General features: G+C 69.9%; 22 protein-coding genes and 2 tRNA genes. 4 read left to right on the forward strand and 20 right to left on the reverse strand.

The features are described from left to right. Positions 1 to 13 precede the first annotated feature (13 nt). The 8 genes from murA to NNL39_RS01655 all read right to left on the reverse strand — a co-directional run bounded on the left by murA (position 14) and on the right by NNL39_RS01655 (position 6,622). Positions 14 to 1,378 carry a UDP-N-acetylglucosamine 1-carboxyvinyltransferase gene (gene murA, locus NNL39_RS01620; protein ID WP_255159970.1) on the reverse strand — a complete coding sequence of 455 codons (1,365 nt, stop codon included), beginning with the start codon at positions 1,376 to 1,378 and terminating at the stop codon, positions 14 to 16. Between the two features lie 30 nt (positions 1,379 to 1,408). Then, positions 1,409 to 2,005 carry a 3-isopropylmalate dehydratase small subunit gene (leuD, locus tag NNL39_RS01625; RefSeq protein WP_255159971.1) on the reverse strand — a complete coding sequence of 199 codons (597 nt, stop codon included), beginning with the start codon at positions 2,003 to 2,005 and terminating at the stop codon, positions 1,409 to 1,411. A 2-nt stretch (positions 2,006 to 2,007) separates the two neighbouring features. Further along, the gene (gene leuC / locus NNL39_RS01630; RefSeq protein WP_255159972.1) at positions 2,008 to 3,489 is read right to left on the reverse strand and encodes a 3-isopropylmalate dehydratase large subunit; all 1,482 of its coding nucleotides are present in this window, start codon (positions 3,487 to 3,489) and stop codon (positions 2,008 to 2,010) included. A 137-nt stretch (positions 3,490 to 3,626) separates the two neighbouring features. Next, positions 3,627 to 4,688, reverse strand: coding sequence for a TerC family protein (locus NNL39_RS01635; protein ID WP_255159973.1), 1,062 nt, complete (start codon positions 4,686 to 4,688; stop codon positions 3,627 to 3,629). Between the two features lie 66 nt (positions 4,689 to 4,754). Then, positions 4,755 to 5,141: a hypothetical protein gene (locus NNL39_RS01640; protein ID WP_255159974.1), complete on the reverse strand. Its 387-nt coding sequence runs from the start codon at positions 5,139 to 5,141 to the stop codon at positions 4,755 to 4,757. An 85-nt stretch (positions 5,142 to 5,226) separates the two neighbouring features. After that, positions 5,227 to 5,299 (reverse strand) — tRNA-Glu (locus NNL39_RS01645). Between the two features lie 98 nt (positions 5,300 to 5,397). Beyond that, positions 5,398 to 6,300, reverse strand: a complete 903-nt coding sequence (locus NNL39_RS01650) for a diacylglycerol/lipid kinase family protein (protein WP_255159975.1) — start codon at positions 6,298 to 6,300, stop codon at positions 5,398 to 5,400. A 40-nt stretch (positions 6,301 to 6,340) separates the two neighbouring features. Continuing rightward, the gene (locus NNL39_RS01655) at positions 6,341 to 6,622 is read right to left on the reverse strand and encodes a metal-sensitive transcriptional regulator (RefSeq protein WP_047566081.1); all 282 of its coding nucleotides are present in this window, start codon (positions 6,620 to 6,622) and stop codon (positions 6,341 to 6,343) included. Positions 6,623 to 6,692: 70 nt separating this feature from the next. Here NNL39_RS01655 and NNL39_RS01660 point away from each other — a divergent pair, with 70 nt between their 5' ends. Then, positions 6,693 to 7,331: an MBL fold metallo-hydrolase gene (locus tag NNL39_RS01660; protein ID WP_255159976.1), complete on the forward strand. Its 639-nt coding sequence runs from the start codon at positions 6,693 to 6,695 to the stop codon at positions 7,329 to 7,331. On the opposite strand, the gene NNL39_RS01665 is transcribed toward NNL39_RS01660, so the two are convergent. Further along, positions 7,328 to 8,320, reverse strand: a complete 993-nt coding sequence (locus NNL39_RS01665; protein WP_255159977.1) for a hypothetical protein — start codon at positions 8,318 to 8,320, stop codon at positions 7,328 to 7,330. The two genes, NNL39_RS01660 and NNL39_RS01665, sit on opposite strands and share 4 nt — an antisense overlap. Continuing rightward, on the reverse strand, positions 8,320 to 9,000 hold the full coding sequence (locus NNL39_RS01670; RefSeq protein WP_255159978.1) for a MerR family transcriptional regulator: 681 nt from the start codon (positions 8,998 to 9,000) through the stop codon (positions 8,320 to 8,322). The genes NNL39_RS01665 and NNL39_RS01670 overlap by 1 nt, the downstream gene beginning before the upstream one ends. A gap of 70 nt (positions 9,001 to 9,070) precedes the next feature. Between NNL39_RS01670 and NNL39_RS01675 the strand changes: the two genes are divergently transcribed. Then, positions 9,071 to 10,207: a glycerate kinase gene (locus NNL39_RS01675; protein ID WP_255159979.1), complete on the forward strand. Its 1,137-nt coding sequence runs from the start codon at positions 9,071 to 9,073 to the stop codon at positions 10,205 to 10,207. A gap of 4 nt (positions 10,208 to 10,211) precedes the next feature. Here NNL39_RS01675 and NNL39_RS01680 read toward each other — a convergent pair. Together NNL39_RS01680 and NNL39_RS01685 are read right to left on the reverse strand one after the other, a co-directional pair. Continuing rightward, positions 10,212 to 10,283 (reverse strand) — tRNA-Gln (locus NNL39_RS01680). A 54-nt stretch (positions 10,284 to 10,337) separates the two neighbouring features. After that, positions 10,338 to 11,009 carry a hypothetical protein gene (locus tag NNL39_RS01685; RefSeq protein WP_255159980.1) on the reverse strand — a complete coding sequence of 224 codons (672 nt, stop codon included), beginning with the start codon at positions 11,007 to 11,009 and terminating at the stop codon, positions 10,338 to 10,340. A gap of 88 nt (positions 11,010 to 11,097) precedes the next feature. Here NNL39_RS01685 and NNL39_RS01690 point away from each other — a divergent pair, with 88 nt between their 5' ends. Continuing rightward, on the forward strand, positions 11,098 to 12,033 hold the full coding sequence (locus tag NNL39_RS01690) for a cytochrome b/b6 domain-containing protein (RefSeq protein WP_255159981.1): 936 nt from the start codon (positions 11,098 to 11,100) through the stop codon (positions 12,031 to 12,033). 78 nt (positions 12,034 to 12,111) lie between these two features. On the opposite strand, the gene gltX is transcribed toward NNL39_RS01690, so the two are convergent. Genes gltX through NNL39_RS01720 form a run of 6 tightly spaced genes read right to left on the reverse strand, consistent with a single transcriptional unit; the run spans position 12,112 to position 19,909 of the window. After that, positions 12,112 to 13,611, reverse strand: a complete 1,500-nt coding sequence (gltX, locus tag NNL39_RS01695; RefSeq protein WP_255159982.1) for a glutamate--tRNA ligase — start codon at positions 13,609 to 13,611, stop codon at positions 12,112 to 12,114. After that, positions 13,608 to 14,903, reverse strand: coding sequence for an MFS transporter (locus tag NNL39_RS01700; RefSeq protein WP_255159983.1), 1,296 nt, complete (start codon positions 14,901 to 14,903; stop codon positions 13,608 to 13,610). The genes gltX and NNL39_RS01700 overlap by 4 nt, the downstream gene beginning before the upstream one ends. Positions 14,904 to 14,930: 27 nt before the next feature. Then, positions 14,931 to 15,716 carry a fumarylacetoacetate hydrolase family protein gene (locus NNL39_RS01705; protein ID WP_255159984.1) on the reverse strand — a complete coding sequence of 262 codons (786 nt, stop codon included), beginning with the start codon at positions 15,714 to 15,716 and terminating at the stop codon, positions 14,931 to 14,933. A 58-nt stretch (positions 15,717 to 15,774) separates the two neighbouring features. Then, positions 15,775 to 16,281 carry a hypothetical protein gene (locus tag NNL39_RS01710; protein ID WP_255159985.1) on the reverse strand — a complete coding sequence of 169 codons (507 nt, stop codon included), beginning with the start codon at positions 16,279 to 16,281 and terminating at the stop codon, positions 15,775 to 15,777. A gap of 40 nt (positions 16,282 to 16,321) precedes the next feature. Next, on the reverse strand, positions 16,322 to 18,229 hold the full coding sequence (gene typA, locus NNL39_RS01715; RefSeq protein WP_255159986.1) for a translational GTPase TypA: 1,908 nt from the start codon (positions 18,227 to 18,229) through the stop codon (positions 16,322 to 16,324). Positions 18,230 to 18,235: 6 nt separating this feature from the next. Next, the gene (locus NNL39_RS01720; RefSeq protein WP_255159987.1) at positions 18,236 to 19,909 is read right to left on the reverse strand and encodes a dipeptide ABC transporter ATP-binding protein; all 1,674 of its coding nucleotides are present in this window, start codon (positions 19,907 to 19,909) and stop codon (positions 18,236 to 18,238) included. A 50-nt stretch (positions 19,910 to 19,959) separates the two neighbouring features. Here NNL39_RS01720 and NNL39_RS01725 point away from each other — a divergent pair, with 50 nt between their 5' ends. Continuing rightward, the gene (locus tag NNL39_RS01725) at positions 19,960 to 20,565 is read left to right on the forward strand and encodes a PH domain-containing protein (RefSeq protein WP_255159988.1); all 606 of its coding nucleotides are present in this window, start codon (positions 19,960 to 19,962) and stop codon (positions 20,563 to 20,565) included. A gap of 23 nt (positions 20,566 to 20,588) precedes the next feature. On the opposite strand, the gene NNL39_RS01730 is transcribed toward NNL39_RS01725, so the two are convergent. Together NNL39_RS01730 and NNL39_RS01735 are read right to left on the reverse strand one after the other, a co-directional pair. Continuing rightward, positions 20,589 to 21,773: an ABC transporter permease gene (locus NNL39_RS01730; protein WP_255159989.1), complete on the reverse strand. Its 1,185-nt coding sequence runs from the start codon at positions 21,771 to 21,773 to the stop codon at positions 20,589 to 20,591. Further along, positions 21,773 to 23,296: an ABC transporter permease gene (locus NNL39_RS01735; protein ID WP_255159990.1), complete on the reverse strand. Its 1,524-nt coding sequence runs from the start codon at positions 23,294 to 23,296 to the stop codon at positions 21,773 to 21,775. The genes NNL39_RS01730 and NNL39_RS01735 overlap by 1 nt, the downstream gene beginning before the upstream one ends. Positions 23,297 to 23,327 lie beyond the last annotated feature (31 nt).

Consider the following 23,327-nt stretch of genomic DNA (forward strand, 5'->3'; position numbering starts at 1 on the left):
GAACCCCGACGGCCTAGACCAGTTCGAAGTCAGCGCCGAGCGCCGTGAGCTTGTCGATGAACAGCTCGTAGCCGCGGCTGATGATGCCGACGTTGCTGATCGTCGACGTGCCCGTCGCGGCGAGGCCCGCGATGAGGTGGCTGAAGCCGCCGCGCAGGTCGGGCACGCGAACGGATGCGCCGTGCAGCGGCGTGGGCCCCGTGATGACGGCGGCTTGCTCGAGCGGGCGGCGCGGCACGCGGCGCGTGATCGAGGCGAGCCCCGACTGGTGCACGACAATGTTCGCGCCCATCTCGTTGAGCGCCTCGGTGAAGCCGAAGCGGTTCTCGTACACCGTCTCGTGCACGACCGATTCGCCCTCGGCCTGCGTGAGGGCGACGATGAGCGGCTGCTGCCAGTCGGTCATGAAGCCCGGGTGCACGTCGGTCTCGATCATGACGGGCTTGAGCGGCGTGCCGGGGTGCCAGAAGCGGATGCCGTCGTCGAGCACGTCGAACTCGCCGCCGACCTTGCGGTAGATGTTGAGGAAGGTCATGAGCTCTTGCTGCTCGGCCCCGCCCACGGTGATGTCGCCCTTCGTGGCGAGCGCCGCAGCCGCCCAGCTGGCCACCTCATTGCGGTCGAAGATCGCGGTGTGCTGGTAGCCGCGCAGCGTCTCGACGCCCTCGATGACGATGACGCGGTTGGGCTCGACCGAGATGATCGCGCCCATCTTCTGCAGGATCGCGATGAGATCCATGATCTCGGGCTCGATCGCGGCGTTCTTGAGCTCGGTGGTGCCCTCGGCCCGCACGGCCGTGAGCAGCACCTGCTCGGTGGCTCCGACGCTCGGGAACGGCAGCTCGATGAGCGCGCCCCTGAGCTTCTGGGGCGCCGTGAGGTGGATGCCCTCGTGACGCTTCTCGACGATCGCCCCGAAGGCGCGCAGCGCGTTGAGGTGGAAGTCGATAGGCCGATCACCGATGCGGCAGCCGCCGAGGTCGGGAATGAAGGCCTCGCCGAGCTGGTGCAGCAGGGGGCCGCAGAACAGGATCGGGATGCGGCTCGACCCGGCGTGCGCGTCGATCTCGGCGAAGTGCGCGCTGACGACGTTGCTGGGGTCGAGACGCAGCACGCCCTCGCCCTCGCTCGTGATCTCGACGCCGTGGGCACGCAGCAGGCCGGTGACGACGTGCACGTCGCTGATCTCGGGAACGCCCTTGAGCACGCTCGGGGTGTCGGCGAGAAGCGCGGCGACCATCGCTTTCGTCACGAGGTTCTTCGCCCCGCGCACCTCGATCCGCCCGTGCAGCGGCTTGCCGCCGTGGATGACGATGGTGTCGGAGGTGAGGCCGACGCGAGCGGCGGCCTTCTGCGAGTCTTTCGAAAGCGAGTTCATGCGACCTCAGGTGGTGGTGTCGGTCTGCCCTCAGCGGGCGGGAAGGGTGGTGGGGCGCCAGGACTCCCGGCGGGCCTCGAAGTCGGTGATGGCCTGCTCGTCGCGCAGGGTCAGACCGATGTCATCGAGCCCCTCGAGCAGGCGCCAGCGCGTGTAGTCGTCAATCTCGAACGGCACGGTGATATTCCCCACCGTGACGGTGCGCTCGACGAGGTCGACCGTGGCCTCCATGCCGGGGCTCGCCTCGAGCTCGGCCCAGAGCCGCTCGACGGTCGGCTCGTCGACGACCCCGACGAGCAGGCCCTGCTTGCCCGCGTTGCCGCGGAAGATGTCGGCGAACTTGGGGCTGATGACCGCGGCGAAGCCGAAGTCGCGCAGCGCCCAGACGGCGTGCTCTCGACTCGAGCCCGTGCCGAAGTCGGGGCCGGCGATGAGGATGCGCGGGTGCGCGTACTCCGGACGGTTGAGGATGAACTCGGGGTCTTGCCGCCACGCCGAGAACAGCGCGTCGTCGTACCCCGTCTTCGTCACCCGCTTGAGGTAGACCGCGGGGATGATCTGGTCGGTGTCGACGTTGCTGCGGCGGAACGGCACCGCGACGCCCGTGATTGTGCTGACCTTTTCCATCGCTAGACCTGTGCCCCTTCGATCGTCGCGAAGCGCGGGTCGACGGCAACGCCGTCAGCAATCAGGTCGCTCACGCTCGAGAGCGTGCCGCGGATGGCCGTGGAGGCCGCGACGAGCGGCGACACGAGGTGCGTGCGCCCGCCCTTGCCCTGGCGGCCCTCGAAGTTGCGGTTGCTCGTCGAGGCGCAGCGCTGGCCGGGCTCGAGCTGGTCGGGGTTCATGCCCAAGCACATCGAGCATCCCGCGAATCGCCATTCGGCCCCGAAGGCCTCGACGATCTTATCGATGCCCTCGGCCTCGGCCTCGAGGCGCACGCGTGCCGACCCGGGCACGACGATGACGTCGACCCCGTCGGCCTTCTTCTGCCCCTTGATGATCGAGGCGAAGGCGCGCAGGTCGTCGAGGCGGCTGTTCGTGCACGAGCCCATGAAGACGACGTCGACGGGGATCTGCTTCATCGGCGTGCCGGGGGTCAGGTCCATGTACTCGAGCGCGCGCTCGGCGGCGGCCCGCTCGTTCGCGTCGATGATGGTCGACGGGTCGGGCACCGACTGGCTGAGCGAGATGCCCTGGCCGGGGTTCGTGCCCCACGTGACGAAGGGCTCGAGCTCGTTGGCGTCGAGGAAGACCTCGGCGTCGAAGACGGCGTCGTCGTCGGTCGCGAGGGTGTTCCAGTAGGCGACCGCGGCATCCCAGTCGGCACCCTGGGGTGCGTGCGGCCGGCCCTGCAGGTAGGCGTAGGTCGTCTCGTCGGGGGCGACCATGCCGGCCCGCGCGCCCGCCTCGATCGACATGTTGCAGATCGTCATGCGGCCATCCATCGACAGCGCCCGGATGGCCGAGCCGCGGTACTCGAGCACGTAGCCCTGGCCCCCGCCCGTGCCGATCTTCGCGATGACGGCGAGGATGATGTCTTTCGCGGTGACGCCCGGCTTGAGCTCGCCCTCGACCGTGATGGCCATGGTCTTGAAGGGCTGCAGCGGCAGCGTCTGGGTGGCGAGCACATGCTCGACCTCGCTCGTGCCGATGCCGAAGGCCATGGCCCCGAACGCACCATGCGTGCTCGTGTGCGAGTCGCCGCACACGACCGTGATGCCGGGCTGGGTGAGGCCGAGCTGCGGGCCGACGACGTGCACGATGCCCTGTTCGATGTCGCCGAGCGAGTGCAGGCGGATTCCGAACTCTTTCGCGTTGGCGCGCAGCGTCTCGATCTGCTTGCGGCTCGTCGGTTCGGCGATGGGCTTGTCGATCACGAGGGTCGGCGTGTTGTGGTCTTCGGTTGCGATCGTGAGGTCGGGGCGGCGCACGGGCCGGCCCGCCATCCGCAGCCCGTCGAAGGCCTGCGGGCTCGTCACCTCGTGCACGAGGTGCAGGTCGATGTAGAGCAGATCGGGCTCGCCGTTCTCGCCCTTGGCGACGAGATGCGCATCCCAGACCTTCTCGGCCAGGGTGCGGGGGCGGTGCTCAGCAGATTGGTTCGTCATGGGGAAATCACCCTTCTAGCAAGGATTGCGAAGCGGCCGCGCCAGAACTCCGCGACGAGGATGCGACCTGGGGTGATCAGGACTCGTCGCGGCGACGAAGAAGGAGCCGCGTTGTGTGCCGCACGGGGTTCAGGCTATCACCGGGCGGCAGGGGGCTCGGAAGCCACCGCGTTCTCGTCCTCGTCGTCGTTGGTCGGGATGGCGAGCGCCGTCGGCAGGTAGCGGTGCTCGATGCGCAGCTTGATGAGGCTCGCGGCGACCGCGAGCGCCATGGCCCCGATGATGACTCCGAGCGAGGTCCAGGTGTCGATGTCGGGAACCCACTCGATCGGCTGGCCGCCGTTGATGAACGGCAGCTCGTTCTCGTGCATCGCGTGGAAGACGAGCTTGACGCCGATGAACGCGAGGATGAAGGCGATGCCGAACTTCAGGTACTCGAGCTTGTCGACGAGGTGGCCGAGCAGGAAGTACAGCTGGCGCAGACCCATGAGGGCGAAGACGTTGGCCGTGAACACGATGAACGGGCTCTGGGTGATGCCGAAGATCGCCGGGATCGAGTCGAGGGCGAAGATCAGGTCGGTCGTGCCGATGGCGATGAGCACGATCAGCAGCGGGGTCCAGACCTTCTTGCCGTCGACCACCGTGCGCATCTTCATGCCGTGGTAGTCGTCGGTGATGGCGATGCGCTTGCGCAGGAACCGGATGAGCGCGTTCTCGCGCGCCTCGTCGTCCTCGCGGCCCGAGAAGGCCTGCTGCGCGGCCGTGATGAGCAGGAAGAGACCGAAGATGTAGAAGATCCAGCTGAAGTTCTCGATGAGCGTCGCGCCGAGCAGGATGAAGACGCCGCGGAACAGCAGGGCCAGGATGATGCCGATCATCAGCACCTCCTGCTGCATCTTCTTGGGCACCGCGAACTGGGCCATGATGATGACGAACACGAAGAGGTTGTCGATCGAGAGGCTGTACTCGGTCAGCCAGCCCGCGACGAACTCGCCGCCCGCGTCCGGGCCGGCGACCGCGAACATGAGGCCCGCGAAGATGAGGGCGAGGGTCACGTAGAAGCCCACCCACAGCGCCGACTCTTTCGGGCTCGGCACGTGCGGGCGCCGAACGACCAGCAGCAGGTCGAAGATCAGGATCAGGCTCAGGACGATGAGCGAGGTGATCTCGAACCAGGCGGGGATGACGAAGTCGCTCACAAGAGCCTTTCGGTCGAGGGTTCAGCTGGCCAGCTTACCTCCCGCCGCGCGGCTCCGAGCTCGGCGTCAGTCCTTCTCGAGGGTCAACGTCCAGGTGAACTCGTCCTGCTCGCCCTCGAGCTCGATCGTCGTCGCGTCGCGCGTGTAGGGGCCGGTGAGGGTCGCGATGCCGGTGTCGAAGGCGATGCCGATGACGATCGTGCCGTTCTCGACCTTCCAGACGTCGCTGTCATCGTCGTACACGCCATCGTTGAAGGTCAGACCGACGCCACCGCCCTGCTGAAACTCGATGCCCCACTCGTCGCCGTCGGAATCGGTGCCCGACCAGGTCGTTCCGACGAGCTCCTCACCCGTGGAGGGGTTGAGCACCTCGGAGACCTGAGCGCAGGCGGTCGTGCCCGCGAGGAGGGCGACGGCGAGGGCGGCGGTGGCGAGGATGCGCAGTCGGGTCATGCGCACAGCGTAGCGTCGGCGCTCGTCCCCTGCGTCGCGCGTTAACCAACGAAACCGCCCGGAATGATCCGGGCGGTTTCGGTTGTGACCCCAGCGGGATTCGAACCCGCGTTACCGCCGTGAGAGGGCGGCGTACTAGGCCGCTATACGATGGGGCCGCGTTCGCAACCACACGAGTATGCCACAGCGGGCACACCCCGGCAAAACCGGGGCCGGGTGCGCGGCCGGGCCGCCTCGAGAGGCCGCCGCGGCCGGCTCAGGCGAGCACGCGAAGGCCTCCCGCATCCATGTCGATGTCGACCGGCAGCGGCGCGATGCGCTCACCGTCGGCGTAGGCGACGACCCCCGCGGCCTCTACGCGCACCGCCGCAGCGCGGTGCACGACGACGCGCGGATCGGTGATGTGGGTGCCCGCGAAGACGCGCGGGTAGATGCGCAGGAAGGCGAGACGGCCGAGCGGGCGCACGAGCACGACGTCGAAGAGGCCGTCGTCGAGACTCGCGTCGGGCGCGACCTTCATGCCCCCGCCGAACGAGAGGTTGTTGGCGACCGCGACGAGCAGGGCGCGTTCGTGATGCACGACGCCGTCGAGCGTGAGCGTGTAGTCGATGGGCCGCAGCTTGGCGAGCTCGACGAGCAGGGCGATCGTGTACCGGCTGCGCCCGCGCGGGCGCGTCATGCGGTTCGCGCGCTCGTTGACGAGGGCGTCGAATCCGGCTGACAGGATGCACGCGAAGCGAGAGCGGCCGCCCGCGAACCCGATCGTCCCGGCGTCGATGACCCGCGCCGGCCGCTGCAGCGCCGCCGCGAGGTGCTCGATCGCCGCCTCGGTATCGCCGACAGGGATGCCGAGGCCGCGGGCCATGTCATTGCCGGTGCCGCTCGGCACGAGGCCCAGGGGCACGCGCGAGCCCTCCAGTGCGAGCACCCCGAGATTGACCATGCCGTCGCCGCCGACGACGACGAGGGCGTCGGGCTTCTCGCGCACCGCGGCGCGCGCGGCGTCGAGCAGCTGCGCGAAGTCGGGTTCGGTGAGGCTCGTCACCTCGTGGCCGAGACCGCGCAGGGTCGTGACGACGGCCGGGCCGACCTCTCGCCCACGGCCGAACGAGGCGGTGGGGTTGATGGCCACGACGATGCGCTTCGACGACGATGTCATGCGCTGATTATTGCGCCCCGCGGGGGCACTGTCGTCCGCGTCAGCTGCCGCGGTTCTGCTGCAGCTCGTAGACGGCGAGCAGCTCGGCCATCGCCTTCTCTCGCTCGTCTCCGCCGGCCTCGAACATGTCGCTCACGTGGGTGCGGAGATGGTTCTCGACGAGCAGCTTGTTGAGGCTGCGCAGGCTCTTCTGCACGGCGAGCGACTGCGTGATGATGTCGACGCAGTACTCGTCGTTCTCGATCATCTTCTCGATACCGCGCAGCTGGCCCTGCAGGATGCGCGAGCGGTGCAGCGCCCGTTTCTTGATGTCGTCGATCATGTCTCGAAAATACCCCCCGGGGGTATTTTCGTCAAGATCCTCCCGCAGGGGCGCTGAGTACAGTGTGCCCATGATCATCACGAAGCGCGAGCACGCCTGCCTCGTCGTCGAGCACTCGGGGTCGACGCTCGTCATCGATCCGGGCAGCTTCACCGCGCCGTTCGCCGTCGAGAACCTCGCCGCGATCGTCGTCACCCACGAGCACGGCGACCACGTGACCCGCGAGCACCTCGACCGGCTGCTCGCCGCCGCGCCCGGCCCGGTCGAGCTGTTCGCCCCCGCCGGGGTCGCCGCCGCGCATCCCGATTACCACTGGCAGATCGTCGATGGCGGCGACGTCCGCGCCGCCGGCCCCTTCGCCCTCGCGTTCTCGGGCGGGCACCACGCGACCATCCACCGCTCGATCCCGATCGTCGACAACGTCGGCGTCTTCGTCAACGAGACCCTCTACTACCCGGGCGATTCGTTCACGGTGCCGCCCGGAACCGTGGAGGTGCTCGCCGTGCCGGCGAGCGCCCCGTGGCTCAAGATCGGCGAGGTCATGGACTACCTCGACACCGTGCGGCCGCGCCGGGCCTTCCCGACCCATGAGCGGGTCAACTCCGACGCCGGCAACGCCATGGCGAACGCTCGCATCACCACGGTCGTCGAGGCGCACGGCGGCCGGGTGACCGTGCTGCAGCCCGGCGAGGCGCTCGAGATCGACTAGCCCGCCGACGCCGACGCCGCGAGGTGCGATCGCCGCGCTCCCGCGGCGACGACCGCGAGCGCGGCGGCGAGGGAGGCCGCGGCGATGGCGATGCCGATCGACAGCGTGAGGGCATCCGGAGCCACGATCGACTGGCCGCGCAGCGCCTGCATCGTCACGAGCCCGACGACCGCGAGGTACGCGCCCGCGCCGGTGAGCACGAGCCCGCGGCGCACGAAGGCATCGCGCAGCGGCACGAGTCCGCGGCGAGCGCCGAGCTCGAGCAGCAGGGCGAGCAGCGGCAGGGCCTGCAGGGCGTGCATGCCGATGAAGTGGGGGATGCGCAGGTCGCCGGCGATCGTGCTCCAGCCGAGCAGGGGCAGGCCGGGGCCGCCGTCGGCCGTGCCGACCGCGTGGGCGCCCGCGATGCCCTGGAAGTCGTTGAGCTGGTCGGCGGTCGGACCCGTCATGAGGAACGCGAGGCCCATGCCGAGCAGGGAGATCGCGACGCCCGTGCGGATGGCGGCCTGGCGCGCCGGGTCGGCGCCGGGGTTGCGCCACAGCGCCACCGCCGCGACGAACGTGGCCACCCAAAGCGTCGTGATGGCGGCGGCCATGATCGACCACAGGGTCGTGGCGAGCGGCGTCGAGACGTTGAAGTGGCTCGTGATGCCCGCGGCCGCCGCGCCCACGATGATGATGAGCTCGATAGCGAGGGTCACGGCGATGACCGTGCCCGCCCACCACGCCGCGCGCTGCCAGCGCGTGAAGTGCCCGATGAGCCACGCCCACGTGACCGCGTAGAGCACGCCCGAGATCGCGAACTTCAGCGGTTTCTCCCACAGATTCACGCCGAGCAGTTCGCGGTCGTCGACGAGGTAGCCGACGAGCGTCACCACGGTCAATGCGGCGAGCAGGATGCCGAGCACGAGCAGCGGGCGGTGCCACCTGCTCGGCGGCAGGTCGAGGCGCCAGTCGGCGGCGGGTGCGGGCGCGGTCGTGGTGGTCATCAGCAGTCCTCGTCGGTCGTGGTGGCGGAGCCCGGGGCCGGAACGCCCTCGGGCAGGGGGAAGCGGCGGAAGGACTCCGCTTCTTGGGCGATGCGGCGCAGGCCCGCGAGGAGGGCGTCGCCGAGCACGGTGCCGACGACGACCACGTTGGTCATCTCGGTCTCATCGGGTGCGGCGGCGACCGCCGCGAGGTCGGCGCCGGCGACGAGGTCGGCCGCTTCGGCATAGGGCTCGAGCACGGCGTGGAGGCGCTGCTGGCCGAGCGCGGCGTAGGTGTCGAGCACGCGGGCGGCGAGGGCGAGGCCGGGGTTGTTGGGGTAGACGGTCCACCCGCGGGCCGCGCACAGTTCGGCGACGAGTCGGTCGCCCTCGGTGGGCGCGGGTGCGTCGTCGGCGAGCGGCGCCGGCACGGTGACGGCGCGCTGGGCGACGCCGAACACCGAGCTGAGCGGCAGGGAGCCGGCGTCGACCGCGCCGACGACCTCGCGTGCTCGGGCCACGCTGAGCCCGCCCACCTCGAGCAGCGCCCGCACGAGGCGCACTCGCGCGACGTGGCTGTCGTCGTACTGGGCCTGGTTGGGGCTCGTGCGCTCCCCCGCGTGCAGCAGCTGCTCGCGCAGGTAGAACTTGAGCGTGGGCACCGCGACGCCGGTCGTCGAGCTCAGTTCGGACATCCTCATGTACAGATAGTAGCACTATCGATAGTGATGGTGTCTATATTTCTCGGAAGCGCCCTGCGATCATCGAGGCATGCGCCGCCGCATCGTCATCGCCCCCGACTCGTTCAAGGGCACGCTCTCCGCACGGGATGCCGCGCGCGCGCTCGCGGCCGGCTGGCAGGCCGAGCGTCCCGACGACGCGCTGCTGCTCGTGCCGCAGGCCGACGGCGGCGAGGGCACGCTCGACGCGATCGCGCAGGCGGTGCCCGACGCGCAGTGGCGCAGCACCCGAGTCGCGGGCCCGACGGGCGAACCGCACGACGCGCGCTGGCTGTTGCTGCCCGAGCAGCACGCCGTGATCGAGCTCGCCGAGTGCTGCGGCATCACCCTGCTGCCGAAGGGCGACGACGGAGCGCCCGCCCTCGCCCCCCTCACGGCCTCGAGCCGCGGCGTCGGCGAGGCCGTCGTCTCGGCGCTCGAAACCGGCGCGCAGCGCATCACCCTCGCGCTCGGCGGCTCGGCCTCGACCGACGGCGGGCTCGGTGCGCTCAGCGCCCTCGGGCTGAGGCTGCTCGACGCCGAGAGCCGGGCGCTGCCCGACGGCGGCGGCGCACTCGAACGGCTCGCCGCCCTCAACCCTGTGCTGCTGCGGGCTGCGCCGCCCGGAGGCATGACGCTGCTCACCGACACGACCGCCGAGCTCGTCGGCCCGCGCGGCGCCGCCGCGGTGTTCGGGCCGCAGAAAGGCGCGAGGGCCGAGCAGGTCGAACGCCTCGAATCCGGTCTCGCGCGCGCAGCCGCGATCGCCGGCGGCGACGAGCACCTCCGGCCGGGGTCGGGGGCCGCGGGCGGCACAGCGTGGGGGTTCGCGCGGTACTGGGGCGCGAGCATCCGGTCGGGGGCGGAGGCGATCGCCGCCCTGACCGGCCTCGATGCCGCGCTCGAGGGCGCCGACCTCGTCATCACGGGCGAGGGCCGGTTCGACGCGACGAGCCGCGCGGGCAAAGTGGTGGGAGGGGTCGTCGAGCGCGCATCCGTCACCGGCGTGCCCGTCGCGATCGTCGCCGGTCAGGCCGACGTCGAGAGCGCCCGGGATGCCGAGGCCGGGGGCCTCGGGCGCGTGCTCACGCTCATCGGGCTGGCCGGGTCGCCCGAGGCCGCCGTGCATGAGCCGGAGCGCTGGCTGCGCGCCGCCGGAGCGGCGCTCGCACGCGAGCAGAAGCCGTGAAGAGCTGGGGTGCCTGGACTCGAACCAAGAACAACTGAACCAGAATCAGCCGTGTTGCCAATTACACCACACCCCATCAGCGCGGCCGGGGCCGGGCTGAGGCGACCCGCGAGCGGGCCGAGTGGCAATATTACCCTACGGCCGGGGTGACGATGTACGACACCTGGCAGAAGCCGGCGCCGAAGCACGTGGCCTCCGCCGTCACGCCCATGCCCGTGCTGAGGCCGCGATTCGAGCGCACGACGGCGGGCTCACCCGACTCGCGCGCCTCGGAGACGGCCGCCGCGAGACGCGTCGACGGCGGAGTCGTGTAGCCCAGGTCGGCCGAGCGCTCGGCCATGAGCAGGTAGGTCTCGCGAAAGTCGTAGGCCCCGCGCTCTTCGACCCGCACCGACTGCAGCCGGCCGCCGCTCGTGCTGACCGTGAACTGCGGGGTGACGAGCAGGGCCCCGTTCGGCTGCTCGGCGGTGGCGATGAGCACGAGGCGGTAGTCGAGATCGGTGGGGTGCGGGCCGACCGTGAACGCCCCATCGGCGGGCAGACCCAGCGAGACCGCGTCGACCGGCGGCGAGCTGAGGTCGATGCGCGGCGTGCGCGCGGCGTCGATGTAGGCGACCCCCTCGTCGGTGAACACCGACCAGTTGAGGTCGGTCACCTGCTCGGTCGTGCCCGGCCCGGGCTCGGCCGTCAGACGCGGGGCGCCGACGAGCGAGAAGACCACCGCGACGACGATGATCACCGCGAGCAGGACCGCGGGAATCCAGCGAACCCACTCCGGACGCCGCGAGAATTCGTCGATCACGGCTTCATCCTCCCAGGTCTGACGACGAGGCGTCGGATGCCCCCGCGCCCTGCCCGGGCATCCAGCCCCCGCCGACTACCGTAGAGGGGTGCACGCCGCGAGCCCCCGCCGACCTCCCCGCGCCCTCGTGCTCGCCGTCACCGCTGCCGTGCTCGCCCTCGCCGTGAGCGTGCTGCTCGCCCGGTGGTGGCGGGACGACCCTGCTGGTGCCGCCTTCATCGCCCAGTACCCCGGCGCCGTCGCTCCCCCGCCCGGCACCCCCACGGGCTTCCCCGCCTGGCTCAGCTGGACGCACGCGCTCAACGCCTTTTTCCTGCTCTTCATCGTGAGCTCGGCGCTGCACCTGCGCGCGGGCACCCGGCCTCCCGCCTTCGTGACGCGCCGCAACCGATGGCCGCGCACCGCGGGCGCACCGAAGCGCCTCGGGCTGCACACCTGGTGGCACCTCGTGGTCGTGACGCTGTGGATCGCGACGGGCCTCGTGTATGTGGTGCTGCTGTTCGTGAGCGGGCACTGGGCGCGCATCGTGCCGACCGAGTGGTCGGTCATCCCGAATGCGATCTCGGCCGGCCTGCAGTACCTCTCGCTCGACTGGCCCGAGCACACGAGCTGGGCGTACTACAACGCCCTGCAGGTGCTGTTCTACGGCGCCACCGTGTTCGTGGCCGCGCCGCTCGCGCTCGCCACCGGGCTGCGCCTCTCCCCCGTGTGGCCGCAGCGGTGGATGCGCACCCGCGGTCCTCTTTCCGACGCCTGGGCGCGGCAGATCCACTCGCTCGTGCTCTGGTTCTACCTGGCCTTCACGGTCGTGCACGTGGGGCTCGTGCTGCTCACGGGGGCGCGGCGCAACCTCAACGCGATGTACCTCGGTATCGATGACGGCGAGAGCTGGCTCGGCGCGGCCGTGTTCGCCGCATCGGTGGTCGTCATGGCCGTGGCCTGGGTGCTGCTCCGGCCGCCCGCGCAAATCGCGATCGCCGAGCGCGTCGCGGATGTGCGGCGCATGCCGACCGCGCCGCGCTGACGGCGCCAGATTCACCCCACAACGACCGAACCGCGGTGCTCGACCGCCCTTGTGCCCCAGATCTGGGGAGAAAAGGCGCTAGAGGGTCGCGCGCAGGGCCCGCAGGCGCGCGAGCGTCGAGTCGCGGCCGAGCAGCTGCATCGACTCGAAGAGCGGCGGGCTGACCCGGCGCCCCGACACCGCGACGCGCAACGCGCCGAAGGCGACGCGGGGCTTGAGGCCGAGCCCGTCGACGAGGGCGAGGCGCAGGGCCTCCTCGATCGCGGCGGGCTCGAACTCGGCGAGCGGCTCGAGCGCGGCGAGGCCCGCGTCGAGCACGGCAGCCGCGTCGTCGCCGAGCGAGCTGCGAGCATCCGCCTCGATCTCGAGGTCGTTATCGGCGGTGAAGAGGAAGGCGACCAGGCCGGGCACCTCGCCGAGCAGCGTCACGCGCTCGTGCACGAGCGGCGCGGCGGCCGCGAGCAGCGCGCGCTCGGCCGGGCGGGGCACGTCGTTGAACAGACCGGCACCCGAGCAGTACGGGATGCTGCGCTCGACGAACTCGTCGAGCGAGAGCCGCCGCACGTGGTCGCCGTTGATCGACTCGGCCTTCTTCACGTCGAAGCGCGCGGGATTGGGGTTGACGTTCGCGACATCGAACGCGGCCGTCATCTCGTCCATCGTGAAGACGTCGCGGTCGGGCGCGAGCGACCAGCCGAGCAGCGAGAGGTAGTTCAGCAGCCCCTCGGGGATGAAGCCGCGGTCGCGGTGGTGGAAGAGGTTCGACTCGGGGTCGCGCTTGCTGAGCTTCTTGTTGCCCTCGCCCATGACGTAGGGCAGGTGGCCGAACTGCGGGATCGCCGTGGCCACGCCGATCTCGATGAGCGCGTGGTAGAGCGCGATCTGCCGCGGGGTCGACGACAGCAGATCCTCCCCGCGCAGCACGTGCGTGATGCCCATGAGGGCGTCGTCGACGGGGTTGACGAAGGTGTACAGCGGCTGGCCGTTCGGGCGCACGACAACGAAGTCGACGAAGCTGCCGGCCGGGAAGGTGATCTCGCCACGCACGAGGTCGGTGAAGCTCAGGTCGCTGTCGGGCACGCGCAGGCGCAGCGCGGGCTCGCGGCCCTCGGCGCGGTAGGCGGCCTTCTGAGCGTCGGTGAGCTCGCGGTCCCAGTTGTCGTAACCCTGCTTGGGGTCGCGGCCGAGCTCGAGGTTCTTCGCCTCGATCTCCTCCGCCGTCAGGAAGCTCTCGTAGAGGTGCCCGCTCTCGCGCAGCCGCTCGATCACACCGGCGTAGATCTCGCCACGCTGCGACTGGCGGTACGGCTCGTTCGGCCCGCCCGTCTCGACGCCTTCGTCCCACGTGATGCCGAGCCAGCGTAGGGCGTCGAGCAACTGGTGGTAGCTCTCTTCGCTGTCACGCGCCTGATCGGTGTCCTCGATGCGGAACACCATCGTGCCGCCCGTGTGCTTCGCATAGGCCCAGTTGAACAGGGCCGTGCGGATGAGCCCGACGTGCGGGGTGCCGGTCGGCGAGGGGCAGAAGCGCACGCGCACATCGGCGCCGGTCGCGGTGGAGAAGGCGGGGCTGGTCACACGCTCGAGTCTACGGCGGCACGGCGGGGCGTGATCGCGAGCGCGACGACCACCGTGGCGACGAGCGCCATCGTCACGAACGACAGACCGTTGTACCCGAGCATGGCGAGCACGACGCCCGCGAGCGCCCCGCCGACCGCGCCGCTGCCGCTCATGACGAGGTCGCTGCGTCCCTGCACGATCGTGCGGCGATCGGGGGCGGCCGACTCGGTGAGCAGCGCCGACCCGGCGACCGTGCTCGCGCTCCACCCGAGCCCCAGGAAGATCAGGCCAGCCACGACCCAGCCCTCGCTCTCGGAGCCGAGACCCGTCATGAGCAGGCTCGCGGCGAGCATCCCCTGCCCCATCAGCACCGTCGCCCGGCGACCGACCCGGTCGGCGAGGATGCCGAAGACCGGTGACAGCGCGTACATGCCCGCGATGTGGAGGCTGATGGTGAAGCCGACGATCACGAGGCTCGCGCCGTGCGCGGTCAGGTGCACGGGGGTCATCGCCATGACGGCGACCATCGTCGCGTGGCTCAGGGCGATCGAGAGCATCGCGAGGCGGATGCCCGGCCGATCGTCGACCGCGTCGACCACGACGGGCGCCGCCACCCCCGAGCGCTCCTCTTCCGCACGCGCGGCGCGCGCCTGCTCGTCGCGCCAGGCTTCAGCGATCCGTAATGGGTCGGGACGCAGGCCGACGAGGTACAGCACGGCCGCGAGCGACTGCGCGATCACGGTGAACAGGAAGGGTCCGCTGAGATCGGGAAGCCCCAGGTACGCGCCGAGCGACTCACCCGGCCCGATGAGATTCGGGCCCGAGACGGCGCCGACGGTCGTCGCCCAGACCACGAGCGACAGATCGCGACCGCGGGTCGCGGGGGCCGCGAGGTCGACGGCGGCGAAGCGCGACTGCAGGTTGACGGCGGTGCCGCTGCCGATGAGCAGGATGCCGAGCAGCAGCAGCGGGAAGCTCTGCAGGCCGGCCGCCGTCATCGACACGATGGCCCCGACGGCGGCCGTCAGCGCTCCCGTCGCGAGGGCCGGCGCGCGGCCGGTGCGGCGCGCGAGTCGGGCGAGCGGGATCGCCGCGAGCGCGGCGCCGAGCGTCACCGCCGTGGCGGCCATGCCGCTGAACGCGGGCGAGCCGGAGATCTCGGCGGCGAGGATCGCCCCGATCGACAGCGTGGCGCCCATGCCGAGCCCCGCGAGCACCTGCCCGGCCATGAGCACACCGCGCGTGCGCCGCTGCACGGCCGCGACGGTCTCAGCGGTGAGGGCGGGGGCGAGAGTGGAGGCCGAGCTCATGGCTCCATCATCCACCCGTCGCGGTCGTCAGGAGGGGTCGACGCGATCGTCGCGGTTCTTCGCGGGGTTGCGCAGCACCCCGAGACCCTCGATGCGGATCTCGACCAGCTGGCCGTCGTGGAAGCCGCCGAGGCCGTCGGGCGTGCCCGTCATGATGATGTCGCCCGGAAGGAGGGTCCACGCGTCGCTGACGAACTCGATGATCTCGGGAACGCCGTGGATCATGTCGCGCGTGTTGCCGCTGCGCCGCGGCTCGCCGTCGACGAACGTCGTGATCTCGAGCTCGGTGGGGTCGAGCTCGGTCTCGATGTAGGGACCGATGGGCGCGAAGGTGTCGTAGCCCTTGGCGCGCGCCCACTGGCCGTCGGCGAACATGACGTCGCGGGCCGACACATCGTTGCCGATCGTGTAGCCGAACACGACATCGCGCCAGTCTTCCTTCTTCACGCGCTTCGCGATCTTGCCGATGACGATCACGAGCTCGCCCTCGTGGGTGATGCGGCCCTCGACAGGCGGGATGATGATGGGCTCGTCGGGCCCGATCACGGCGGTGTTGGGCTTGAGGAAGATGAGCGGGTTCTCGGGCACCTCGTACTGCATGGTCGCGACGTGCGCCGCGTAGTTCATGCCGATGCACACGACCTTCGATCGCGGGATGACCGGCGCGAGCAGGCGCGCGTCACTGAGCTTCACGCGGTCGCCCGTGGTCTCGTACCCGTGGAACATCGGGTCGCCGACAAGCACGACGAGCTCGTCGTCGTCGAGGATGCCGAACTGGGGGTCGCCCCCGGTGCTGAAGCGTGCGATCTTCACCCGTTCAGCCTAACTGCACTGACCCTGCTCTGAACCGCGCGAGCCCGTCGGTACCGCCTCAGCGCGGGGTGACCACATACGTCGCCGTGACAACACCCTCGCCGTCGGTCGCGACCGACAGGTCGACGCGGTAGGCCGCACCGGAGTAGGCCCCGTAGCCGCTCGTGGCGTCGCTCGACACGCCGGAGGCCGTGAAGCCGGCTTGCTCGAGCGCCGCCGCGGCGTCGGCGAAGCCCAGCCCGCCATCGAGCTGCGTGCGCACCACCCATCCCGATCCCTCCGGGCCGGCACCGCCACCGAGCACGGCTCCCGTGAGCGGCACCTCGGCGGGGAAGCTCGCCGGCACCTCGCCATCGCCCGTGAGCTCGACGCCGCCGAGCACGTCGTCGACGAGGCCCCGGATCTGCTCGTCGATGCCGCCCACGAGCTGATCGACACCCTGCTGCACGAGCCCCTCGACGATGTTGTCGATCGGGGTGCCGGTGCTGCACGCGGAGGTGCCGGTCGCCAGGGCGATCACGATCGCCGCCGCAGCGACGCTTTGGCGGAGGTGCGGACGAGTCATGGATGCTCCAGACGGGTCGGGCCCGGGGCGCGCGATGGCCCTAGGCGTTCTGCTTCTTCAACCGCGACGTCGCCCGCGCGCGCAGCGTCTGGTCGAGCTCGACCTTGCGGATGCGCACAATCTCGGGCGTCACCTCGACGCACTCGTCCTCGCGGGCGAACTCGAGGCACTCTTCGAGCGTCAGCTGGCGCGGCGGCGTGAGGCGCTCGAGCTCCTCCGCCGTCGACGAGCGGATGTTGTTGAGCTTCTTCTCTTTCGTGATGTTGACGTCCATGTCGTCGGCGCGCGAGTTCTCGCCCACGACCATGCCCTCGTAGACCTCGTCGGTCGGCTTCACGAAGAACGACATGCGCTCCTGCAGCGCCATCATGGCGTTGCTCGTCACGACACCCGAGCGGTCGGCCACGATCGAGCCGTTGTTGCGCGACACGATCGAGCCGGCCCACGGCTCGTAGCCGTGCGCGATGGCGTTGGCGATGCCGGTGCCGCGCGTGGTGGTGAGGAACTCGGTGCGGAACCCGATGAGGCCGCGGCTCGGCACGATGAACTCCATGCGAACCCAGCCGGTGCCGTGGTTCGTCATGCCCTCCATGCGGCCGCGGCGGGCCGCGAGCAGCTGGGTGATCGCGCCGAGGTACTCCTCCGGCGCATCGATCGTGAGGTGCTCGAAGGGCTCGTGCAGCTTGCCGTCGATCGTCTTGGTGACCACCTGCGGCTTGCCGACCGTGAGCTCGAAGCCCTCGCGGCGCATGTTCTCGACGAGGATGGCGAGCGCGAGCTCGCCGCGCCCCTGCACCTCCCACGCATCGGGGCGCCCGATGTCGACGACGCGGATCGACACGTTGCCGATGAGCTCGCGGTCGAGGCGGTCTTTCACCATGCGGGCCGTGAGCTTGTGGCCCTTGACCTTGCCGACGAGCGGCGAGGTGTTGGTGCCGATGGTCATCGAGATCGCGGGCTCGTCGACGGTGATGGCCGGCAGCGGGCGGATGTCGTCGAGGTCGGCGATCGTCTCGCCGATCGTGATGTCTTCGATGCCCGCGATCGCGACGATGTCGCCGGCCATGGCCGACTCGGCCGGGTAGCGCTCGAGAGCGCGCGTCTTGAGCAGCTCGGTGATGCGCATCGAGCTGTGCGTGCCGTCGTGGCGCACCCAGGCGACCTGCTGGCCCTTCTTGAGGGTGCCGTTGAAGATGCGCAGCAGCGCGATGCGGCCGAGGAACGGGCTCGCGTCGAGGTTGGTGACGTGCGCCTGCAGCGGGTGCTCGTCGTCGTAGCTCGGCGCCGGGATGTGCTGCAGGATCGCCTCGAACAGCGGCTCGAGGTCGTCGTTGTCGGGCAGGCTGCCATCGGCGGGCCGGGTGCGGCTCGCGGCACCGGCACGGCCCGAGGCGTAGATCACCGGGAGGTCGAGGATCGCGTCGACGTCGAGGTCGGGCACCTCGTCCTGCAGGTCGCTCGCGAGGCCCAGCAGCAGATCGTGTGTCTCCTCCTCGACGGCCTCGATCCGAGCATCCGGACGGTCGGTCTTGTTCACGAGCAGGATGACCGGCAGCTTGGCCGCGAGCGCCTTGCGCAGCACGAACCGGGTCTGGGGCAGCGGGCCCTCGCTCGCGTCGACGAGAAGCACGACGCCGTCGACCATGCTCAGGCCGCGCTCGACCTCGCCGCCGAAGTCGGCGTGGCCGGGGGTGTCGATCACGTTGATCGTGATGTCCTGGCCACCGGAGTGCTTGCCCTTGTACGTCACCGCCGTGTTCTTGGCGAGGATCGTGATGCCCTTCTCACGCTCGAGGTCGTTCGAGTCCATCGCCCGGTCCTCCATGTGGGAGTGGGCGGCGAACGAGTCGGTTTGACGCAGCATGGCGTCGACGAGGGTGGTCTTGCCGTGGTCGACGTGGGCGACAATCGCCACGTTGCGCAGGTCGGTGCGGGTGGCGAGTGCCATGGTGAATCAGTCCTTGGAGGCTGCGCGCTGCTCTCGACGCTCCCGCTGCGCCACAGGATCGGGCAGGGGAACAGCGGCGATGAGGCGCTGAGTGTAAGGGTCTTGGGGGTTGCGCAGAATCTGATCGCGCGAACCCTGCTCGACCAGTCTACCCCGGTGCATCACCGCGATCCGGTGCGCGAGGATATCGACGACCGCGAGGTCGTGGCTGATGAACAGGCAGGCGAACTGCAGACGCTGCTGCAGTTCCTGCAGCAGATCGAGGAATCGGGCCTGCACCGAGACGTCGAGGGCGCTCGTCGGCTCATCCGCCACGAGCAGCTGCGGGGTGAGCGCGAGGGCGCGGGCGATGCCCACGCGCTGGCGCTGACCGCCGCTGAGCTCGTGCGGGTAGCGGTTGCGGTAGCTCGACGGGAGCTCGACCTGGCTCAGCAGCTCCTCCACGCGCTTGTCGAGGTCTTTGCCGCTCGCCTCGCCCGCGAGCAGCAGCGGCTCGCCGATGCTCTCGCCGATGGGCATGCGCGGGTTGAGGCTCGAGCCCGGGTCTTGGAACACGATGCCGGCCTTGCGCCGCAGCGGGCGCAGCTCTTTGAGCGAGGCGTTCGAGATGTCGATGCCCGCCGACACGAGGCGGCCCTGCTTGATCGGCAGGAGGCCGACCGCGGCGCGGCCGAGCGTCGTTTTGCCCGATCCGGACTCGCCGACGAGGCCCACGATCTCCCCCGGGAAGACGTCGAGCGTGATGTCGTCGGCGGCGAGGAAGGCCGGCACGCGACCGCGCTTGGGGTACTCGATCGACACATCCTGGAACGACAGCACGGGCTCGACGCCCGTGCGGTCGGCCGAGCGCGAGCCGGCGTCGGTCATGTCGATGCCGAGGTGCGGCACGGCCGCGAGCAGCGACTGCGTGTACGGGTGCTTCGGCGACTGGAAGATCTCCAGAGCCGTGCCCTGCTCGACGGCGAGGCCGTCTTTCATCACCATGATCTTGTCGGCCAGGTCGGCGACGACGCCCATGTCGTGCGTGATGAGCACGATCGCGCTGTCAAGACGCGTGCGCAGGCTACGCAGCAGCTCGAGGATCTCGGCCTGCACCGTGACGTCGAGCGCCGTGGTCGGCTCGTCGGCGATGAGCAGCACGGGGTCGCACGAGATCGCCTGCGCGATCATGGCGCGCTGCCGCTGGCCGCCCGAGAGCTGGTGCGGGAACTTGTTGAAGGCCGTCGCCGGGTCGGGCATCTCGACCTTCGTGAGCAGCTCGATCGCGCGCTCTTTGGCCTGAGCCGGAGTCATGTCGAAGTGGGTGCGCAGCGTCTCGACGATCTGGAAGCCGACCGTGTAGACGGGGTTGAGGGCCGTCATCGGCTCCTGGAAGATCACCGCGATCTGCTGGCCGCGCACCGCGCGCAGTTCGCGCTTGTCGAGCTGCGAGATCTCGCGGCCGAGCAGCTTGATCGATCCGCTCACGCGCGCCGTCGGCGGCAGCAGTCCGAGCAGGGCCATCGAGCTCGACGACTTGCCCGAGCCCGACTCGCCCACGATCGCGAGCACCTCGCCGCGCTTGACGGTGTAGTCGAGATCGACGGCGGCCGGGTAGAACTCGCCGTCGACCCAGAAGTCGACGCCGAGGCCGGAGACCTCGAGTACGGTCTCGACGGCGGTAGAGGTGGTGCTGCTCACGGGTGGTCCTTCCGTGCGGTCATGATGCGGGGGTCTGAGAAGCTGGGCGCATGCGATTCCAGCCCGCGAGCTTCCGCCCCGCCTTCGGTCGAGTTCTGACGATCACCATGGCGCTGATCGCTGTCGGAGCGCTCATCGGCTTCGTGGTGGCGGGCGATGTCGCCGGCCTGCTGCGGTACGGCTGGTGGCTGCTGCTGCTGGCGGCGCTCACCTGGGCCCTGTACTGGATGCCCGCGGTCGAGGTGCTCGAGCACGAGGTGACCATCCGCAACCCGCTGAGCACCTGGCACGTGCCGTGGCCCGCCATCCAGCGCATCGACACCAAGTGGGCACTCACCCTGTACACGCCGCGCGGAAAGGTCGAAGCCTGGGCGGCGCCCGCGTCGGGGCGCTACACGGTCTTCACGCTCGGCCCGGAGGACACGCGCGTGAGCGAGACCGCTCGACTGGCCGGCTCGATCCGCCCCGGCGACACGCTCTCGAGCGAGAGTGGGGCGGCGGCGAACCAGATCCGTCGGCACTGGGAGCAGCTCCGCGACGACGGCCTGCTCGACGGCCCGCTCGAGCCCGGCACCCTGCGGCGCACGCCGCACACGCGCACGATCGTGCTGCTGGGCGTGCTGCTCGTGCTGAGCGTGCTGGGACTCCTCCTGTAGCGCTCGACCCATCACCGCGGTGGTCACGGCGTGGGCCCACCGCGGTCGGTGTCACGGGCGTCCGGCGCATCCGCGTCGAAGCCCCGCATGCCAGCACTGCCCGAACCGCCCTGCATGCCTGCTCCGCGACCGGTCACGACGACCGACGCGCGGTCGAGACCGCCGCTGCGTCCCTTCGCGAGGGCGCGCGCGTTCGGCAGGCGCTTCTGGCGCGGGTCGAACGCGTCGCGCAGACCGTCGCCGATGAAGTTGATGCACAGGGCGATGGCGATGATGAACACGCCCGGCCACCAGAACAACCACGGCCGGGTGCCGAACGCTGCCTGGTTGTCGCTGATGATCTTGCCGAGCGAGGTGTCGGGCGACTGCACACCGTAGCCGAGGAAGCTCAGGGCCGTCTCGAGCAGGATCGCCGCGGCCATGAGCAGCGTCGTGTTGACGATGATCACGCCGATCGCGTTCGGCAGGATGTGCTTGAAGATGATGCGGCGATCGCTCGCGCCGGCCACGCGGGCCGCATCGACGAACTCGCGCTCGCGCAGGCTCAGCACCTCGGCGCGCACGAGGCGGGCGAGACCCGTCCACGTGAACAGGCCGATGATGATGGCGAGGAAGAACGCGCCGAGCTTGCCGAAGGCGAGACCGAGCACGGCGCCGATCACGATGAGCGGGATCGTGATGATGATGTCGGTGAAGCGCATGAGCACCGAGTCGACCCAGCCGCGGTAGTAGCCGGCGACGGCGCCGATGACGGTGCCGATGGTCGTGGCGATGAGGCCCACGATGAGCATGATCACGATGGACTGCTGGGTGCCGCGCATGACGATCGCGAAGATGTCGCGGCCGATGTCATCTTGCCCGAAGGGGTGGTCGCCGAAGCGCACGCCCTCGCCACCGAGCCACTCCGGCACGAGGCTGAGCGTCGGGCGGCCGCCGTTCTGCGGCGTGGGGATCTCGGTCCAGGTCCACTGCCACCAGCCGGGGGTCTTGACCTGGAAGCCGAAGACCGAGAAGTCGAGTCCGACCGCCGAGAAGGCGAGCACGATGATGAACGCGAGCGTGATCATCGAGGCGACCGCTCCGCGGTGGCGGAAGAACCGCCGACGCACGATCTGGCCCTGCGAGAGGCCCTCGACCTCTTTGTTCTCGAGGTTGTTCTCGGCGTCGGTGACGCCGCCGGAGGGGACGGGTGCGGAGAGGTTGCTCATCAGTTGACTCGGATTCGTGGGTCGAGTGCGGCGTATACGAGGTCGGCGATCAGGTTGAACAGGATCGCGAGGCCGCCGACGACGAGGAAGAAGGCCATGACGGGGTTCGGATCGGTGCCATCGAGGCCGTTCTGGAAGAGCGCCCCCATTCCCGTCCAGCCGAACACGCGCTCGGTGATGACGGCGCCGCCGACGATGCCGCCGATGTCGAAGGCCACGATCGTCGCGATCGGGATGAGGGCGTTACGGAATGCGTGCCGCACGACGACCGTGCGCTCGGCGAGGCCCTTGGCGCGGGCCGTGCGGATGTAGTCCTGGTTCATGACCTCGAGCAGGCTCGCCCGCGAATAGCGCGTGTAGGTGGCGAACGAGATGAGGATGAGCGCGATGGTCGGCAGCAGCAAGTGCGTGTAGATGTCGACGCCTTGAACCCAGAGAGAGCCCTCGAGGTTCGGGGTCGACGAGCCGATCGTGGCGATCGGGCGGCCGCGGATGCGGCCTGACGACGCGTAGTCGTCCCACACCATCATGAAGCGGTCGAGCGCGATCGCGCCCGCCGTGAGGAAGCCCGTGAAGCCGGCGACGCGCATGACGGGGCCGCGGTCGACCCCGCCCATGAACCATCCGATGCCGACGCTCACGACGACGGAGAGCACCGCGAGCGCCGCGAGCATCCACCACTCGGTGATCGAGTACGAGATGCCGAACTGGAACGGGAAGTAGAGCGCGAGCCCGAGGCCCGCGACGGTGAGAGCCGCATACAGCGCTCGGCGGTTCTTGAGACCCGTGATGAGGGCCGTGAGGCCGACCGCAGACCCGAGGCCGACGATGGCGACACCTGCGATGCTGAGGCCCGGGTAGGTGAACCAGTTGACGAGGTTCATGATGACGAGCATGCTCGCCGTCGCACCCGCCGCGATCGCGAAGGTCAGCGCCTTGCGGCGAAGAGTTCCCGGGATGATCGAGGCCCACAGCAGGCCCGCGAGGATCGTGGCGATGACGATCAGCCACGCCGGCAGCTGCGGGTTGTCCTCGAGGAAGTCGTTGAACCCGATGGCCACGAACTGCTTGAGCAGCACGGCCACCCAGAAGATCGGCAGCGAGAAGAAGAGGAACGAGATGAAGGTGACGGTGTAGTCGTAGCCCGAGTACTGGCGCAGCGCGGTCGTGATGCCGACGATGAGGCCGAGGATGATCGCGACGACGGTGGCGATCGTGACGAGCTGCAGCGTTGAACCGAGGGCCTGCTCGAGCAGGGCGTTGACGCTGCGCCCCTGGACGGTGACACCGAAGTCGCCCTGGAAGAGGCCGCCGAGCCAGAGGAAGTACCGCAGCGGCGGGATGACGTCGAGGCGCAGGAGCTTGATGCGCGACTCGATCAGCTGCTCTTTGTTGGGGGCGTTGCTCGCCCGCAGGTCTTCGAGCGGATCGCCCGAGAGTGCGACCAGGTTGTACATGAGGAACGTGGCCGCGAGAAGAACGAAGACGGAGGCGATGAGCCGCCGGATGACGAATGCTGCCATGGGAATGGCACCCTACCTATCTGTGAACGGG

This window comes from Microcella humidisoli, from assembly GCF_024362325.1.
Lineage (GTDB): Bacteria > Actinomycetota > Actinomycetes > Actinomycetales > Microbacteriaceae > Microcella > Microcella humidisoli.

Excerpts from the sequence above, each read along its gene's own strand:
- NNL39_RS01700 (WP_255159983.1), bottom strand. The coding sequence starts at position 14,903 with ATGAGCTCGGCCTCCACTCTCGCCCCCGCCCTCACCGCTGAGACCGTC.
- NNL39_RS01730 (WP_255159989.1), bottom strand. The coding sequence starts at position 21,773 with ATGAGCAACCTCTCCGCACCCGTCCCCTCCGGCGGCGTCACCGACGCC.
- NNL39_RS01670 (WP_255159978.1), bottom strand. The coding sequence starts at position 9,000 with ATGAGGATGTCCGAACTGAGCTCGACGACCGGCGTCGCGGTGCCCACG.
- NNL39_RS01725 (WP_255159988.1), top strand. The coding sequence starts at position 19,960 with ATGCGATTCCAGCCCGCGAGCTTCCGCCCCGCCTTCGGTCGAGTTCTG.
- NNL39_RS01710 (WP_255159985.1), bottom strand. The coding sequence starts at position 16,281 with ATGACTCGTCCGCACCTCCGCCAAAGCGTCGCTGCGGCGGCGATCGTG.
- NNL39_RS01675 (WP_255159979.1), top strand. The coding sequence starts at position 9,071 with ATGCGCCGCCGCATCGTCATCGCCCCCGACTCGTTCAAGGGCACGCTC.
- murA (WP_255159970.1), bottom strand. The coding sequence starts at position 1,378 with ATGAACTCGCTTTCGAAAGACTCGCAGAAGGCCGCCGCTCGCGTCGGC.
- NNL39_RS01650 (WP_255159975.1), bottom strand. The coding sequence starts at position 6,300 with ATGACATCGTCGTCGAAGCGCATCGTCGTGGCCATCAACCCCACCGCC.
- NNL39_RS01735 (WP_255159990.1), bottom strand. The coding sequence starts at position 23,296 with ATGGCAGCATTCGTCATCCGGCGGCTCATCGCCTCCGTCTTCGTTCTT.
- typA (WP_255159986.1), bottom strand. The coding sequence starts at position 18,229 with ATGGCACTCGCCACCCGCACCGACCTGCGCAACGTGGCGATTGTCGCC.
- NNL39_RS01640 (WP_255159974.1), bottom strand. The coding sequence starts at position 5,141 with ATGACCCGACTGCGCATCCTCGCCACCGCCGCCCTCGCCGTCGCCCTC.
- NNL39_RS01665 (WP_255159977.1), bottom strand. The coding sequence starts at position 8,320 with ATGACCACCACGACCGCGCCCGCACCCGCCGCCGACTGGCGCCTCGAC.
- NNL39_RS01660 (WP_255159976.1), top strand. The coding sequence starts at position 6,693 with ATGATCATCACGAAGCGCGAGCACGCCTGCCTCGTCGTCGAGCACTCG.
- NNL39_RS01655 (WP_047566081.1), bottom strand. The coding sequence starts at position 6,622 with ATGATCGACGACATCAAGAAACGGGCGCTGCACCGCTCGCGCATCCTG.
- leuD (WP_255159971.1), bottom strand. The coding sequence starts at position 2,005 with ATGGAAAAGGTCAGCACAATCACGGGCGTCGCGGTGCCGTTCCGCCGC.
- leuC (WP_255159972.1), bottom strand. The coding sequence starts at position 3,489 with ATGACGAACCAATCTGCTGAGCACCGCCCCCGCACCCTGGCCGAGAAG.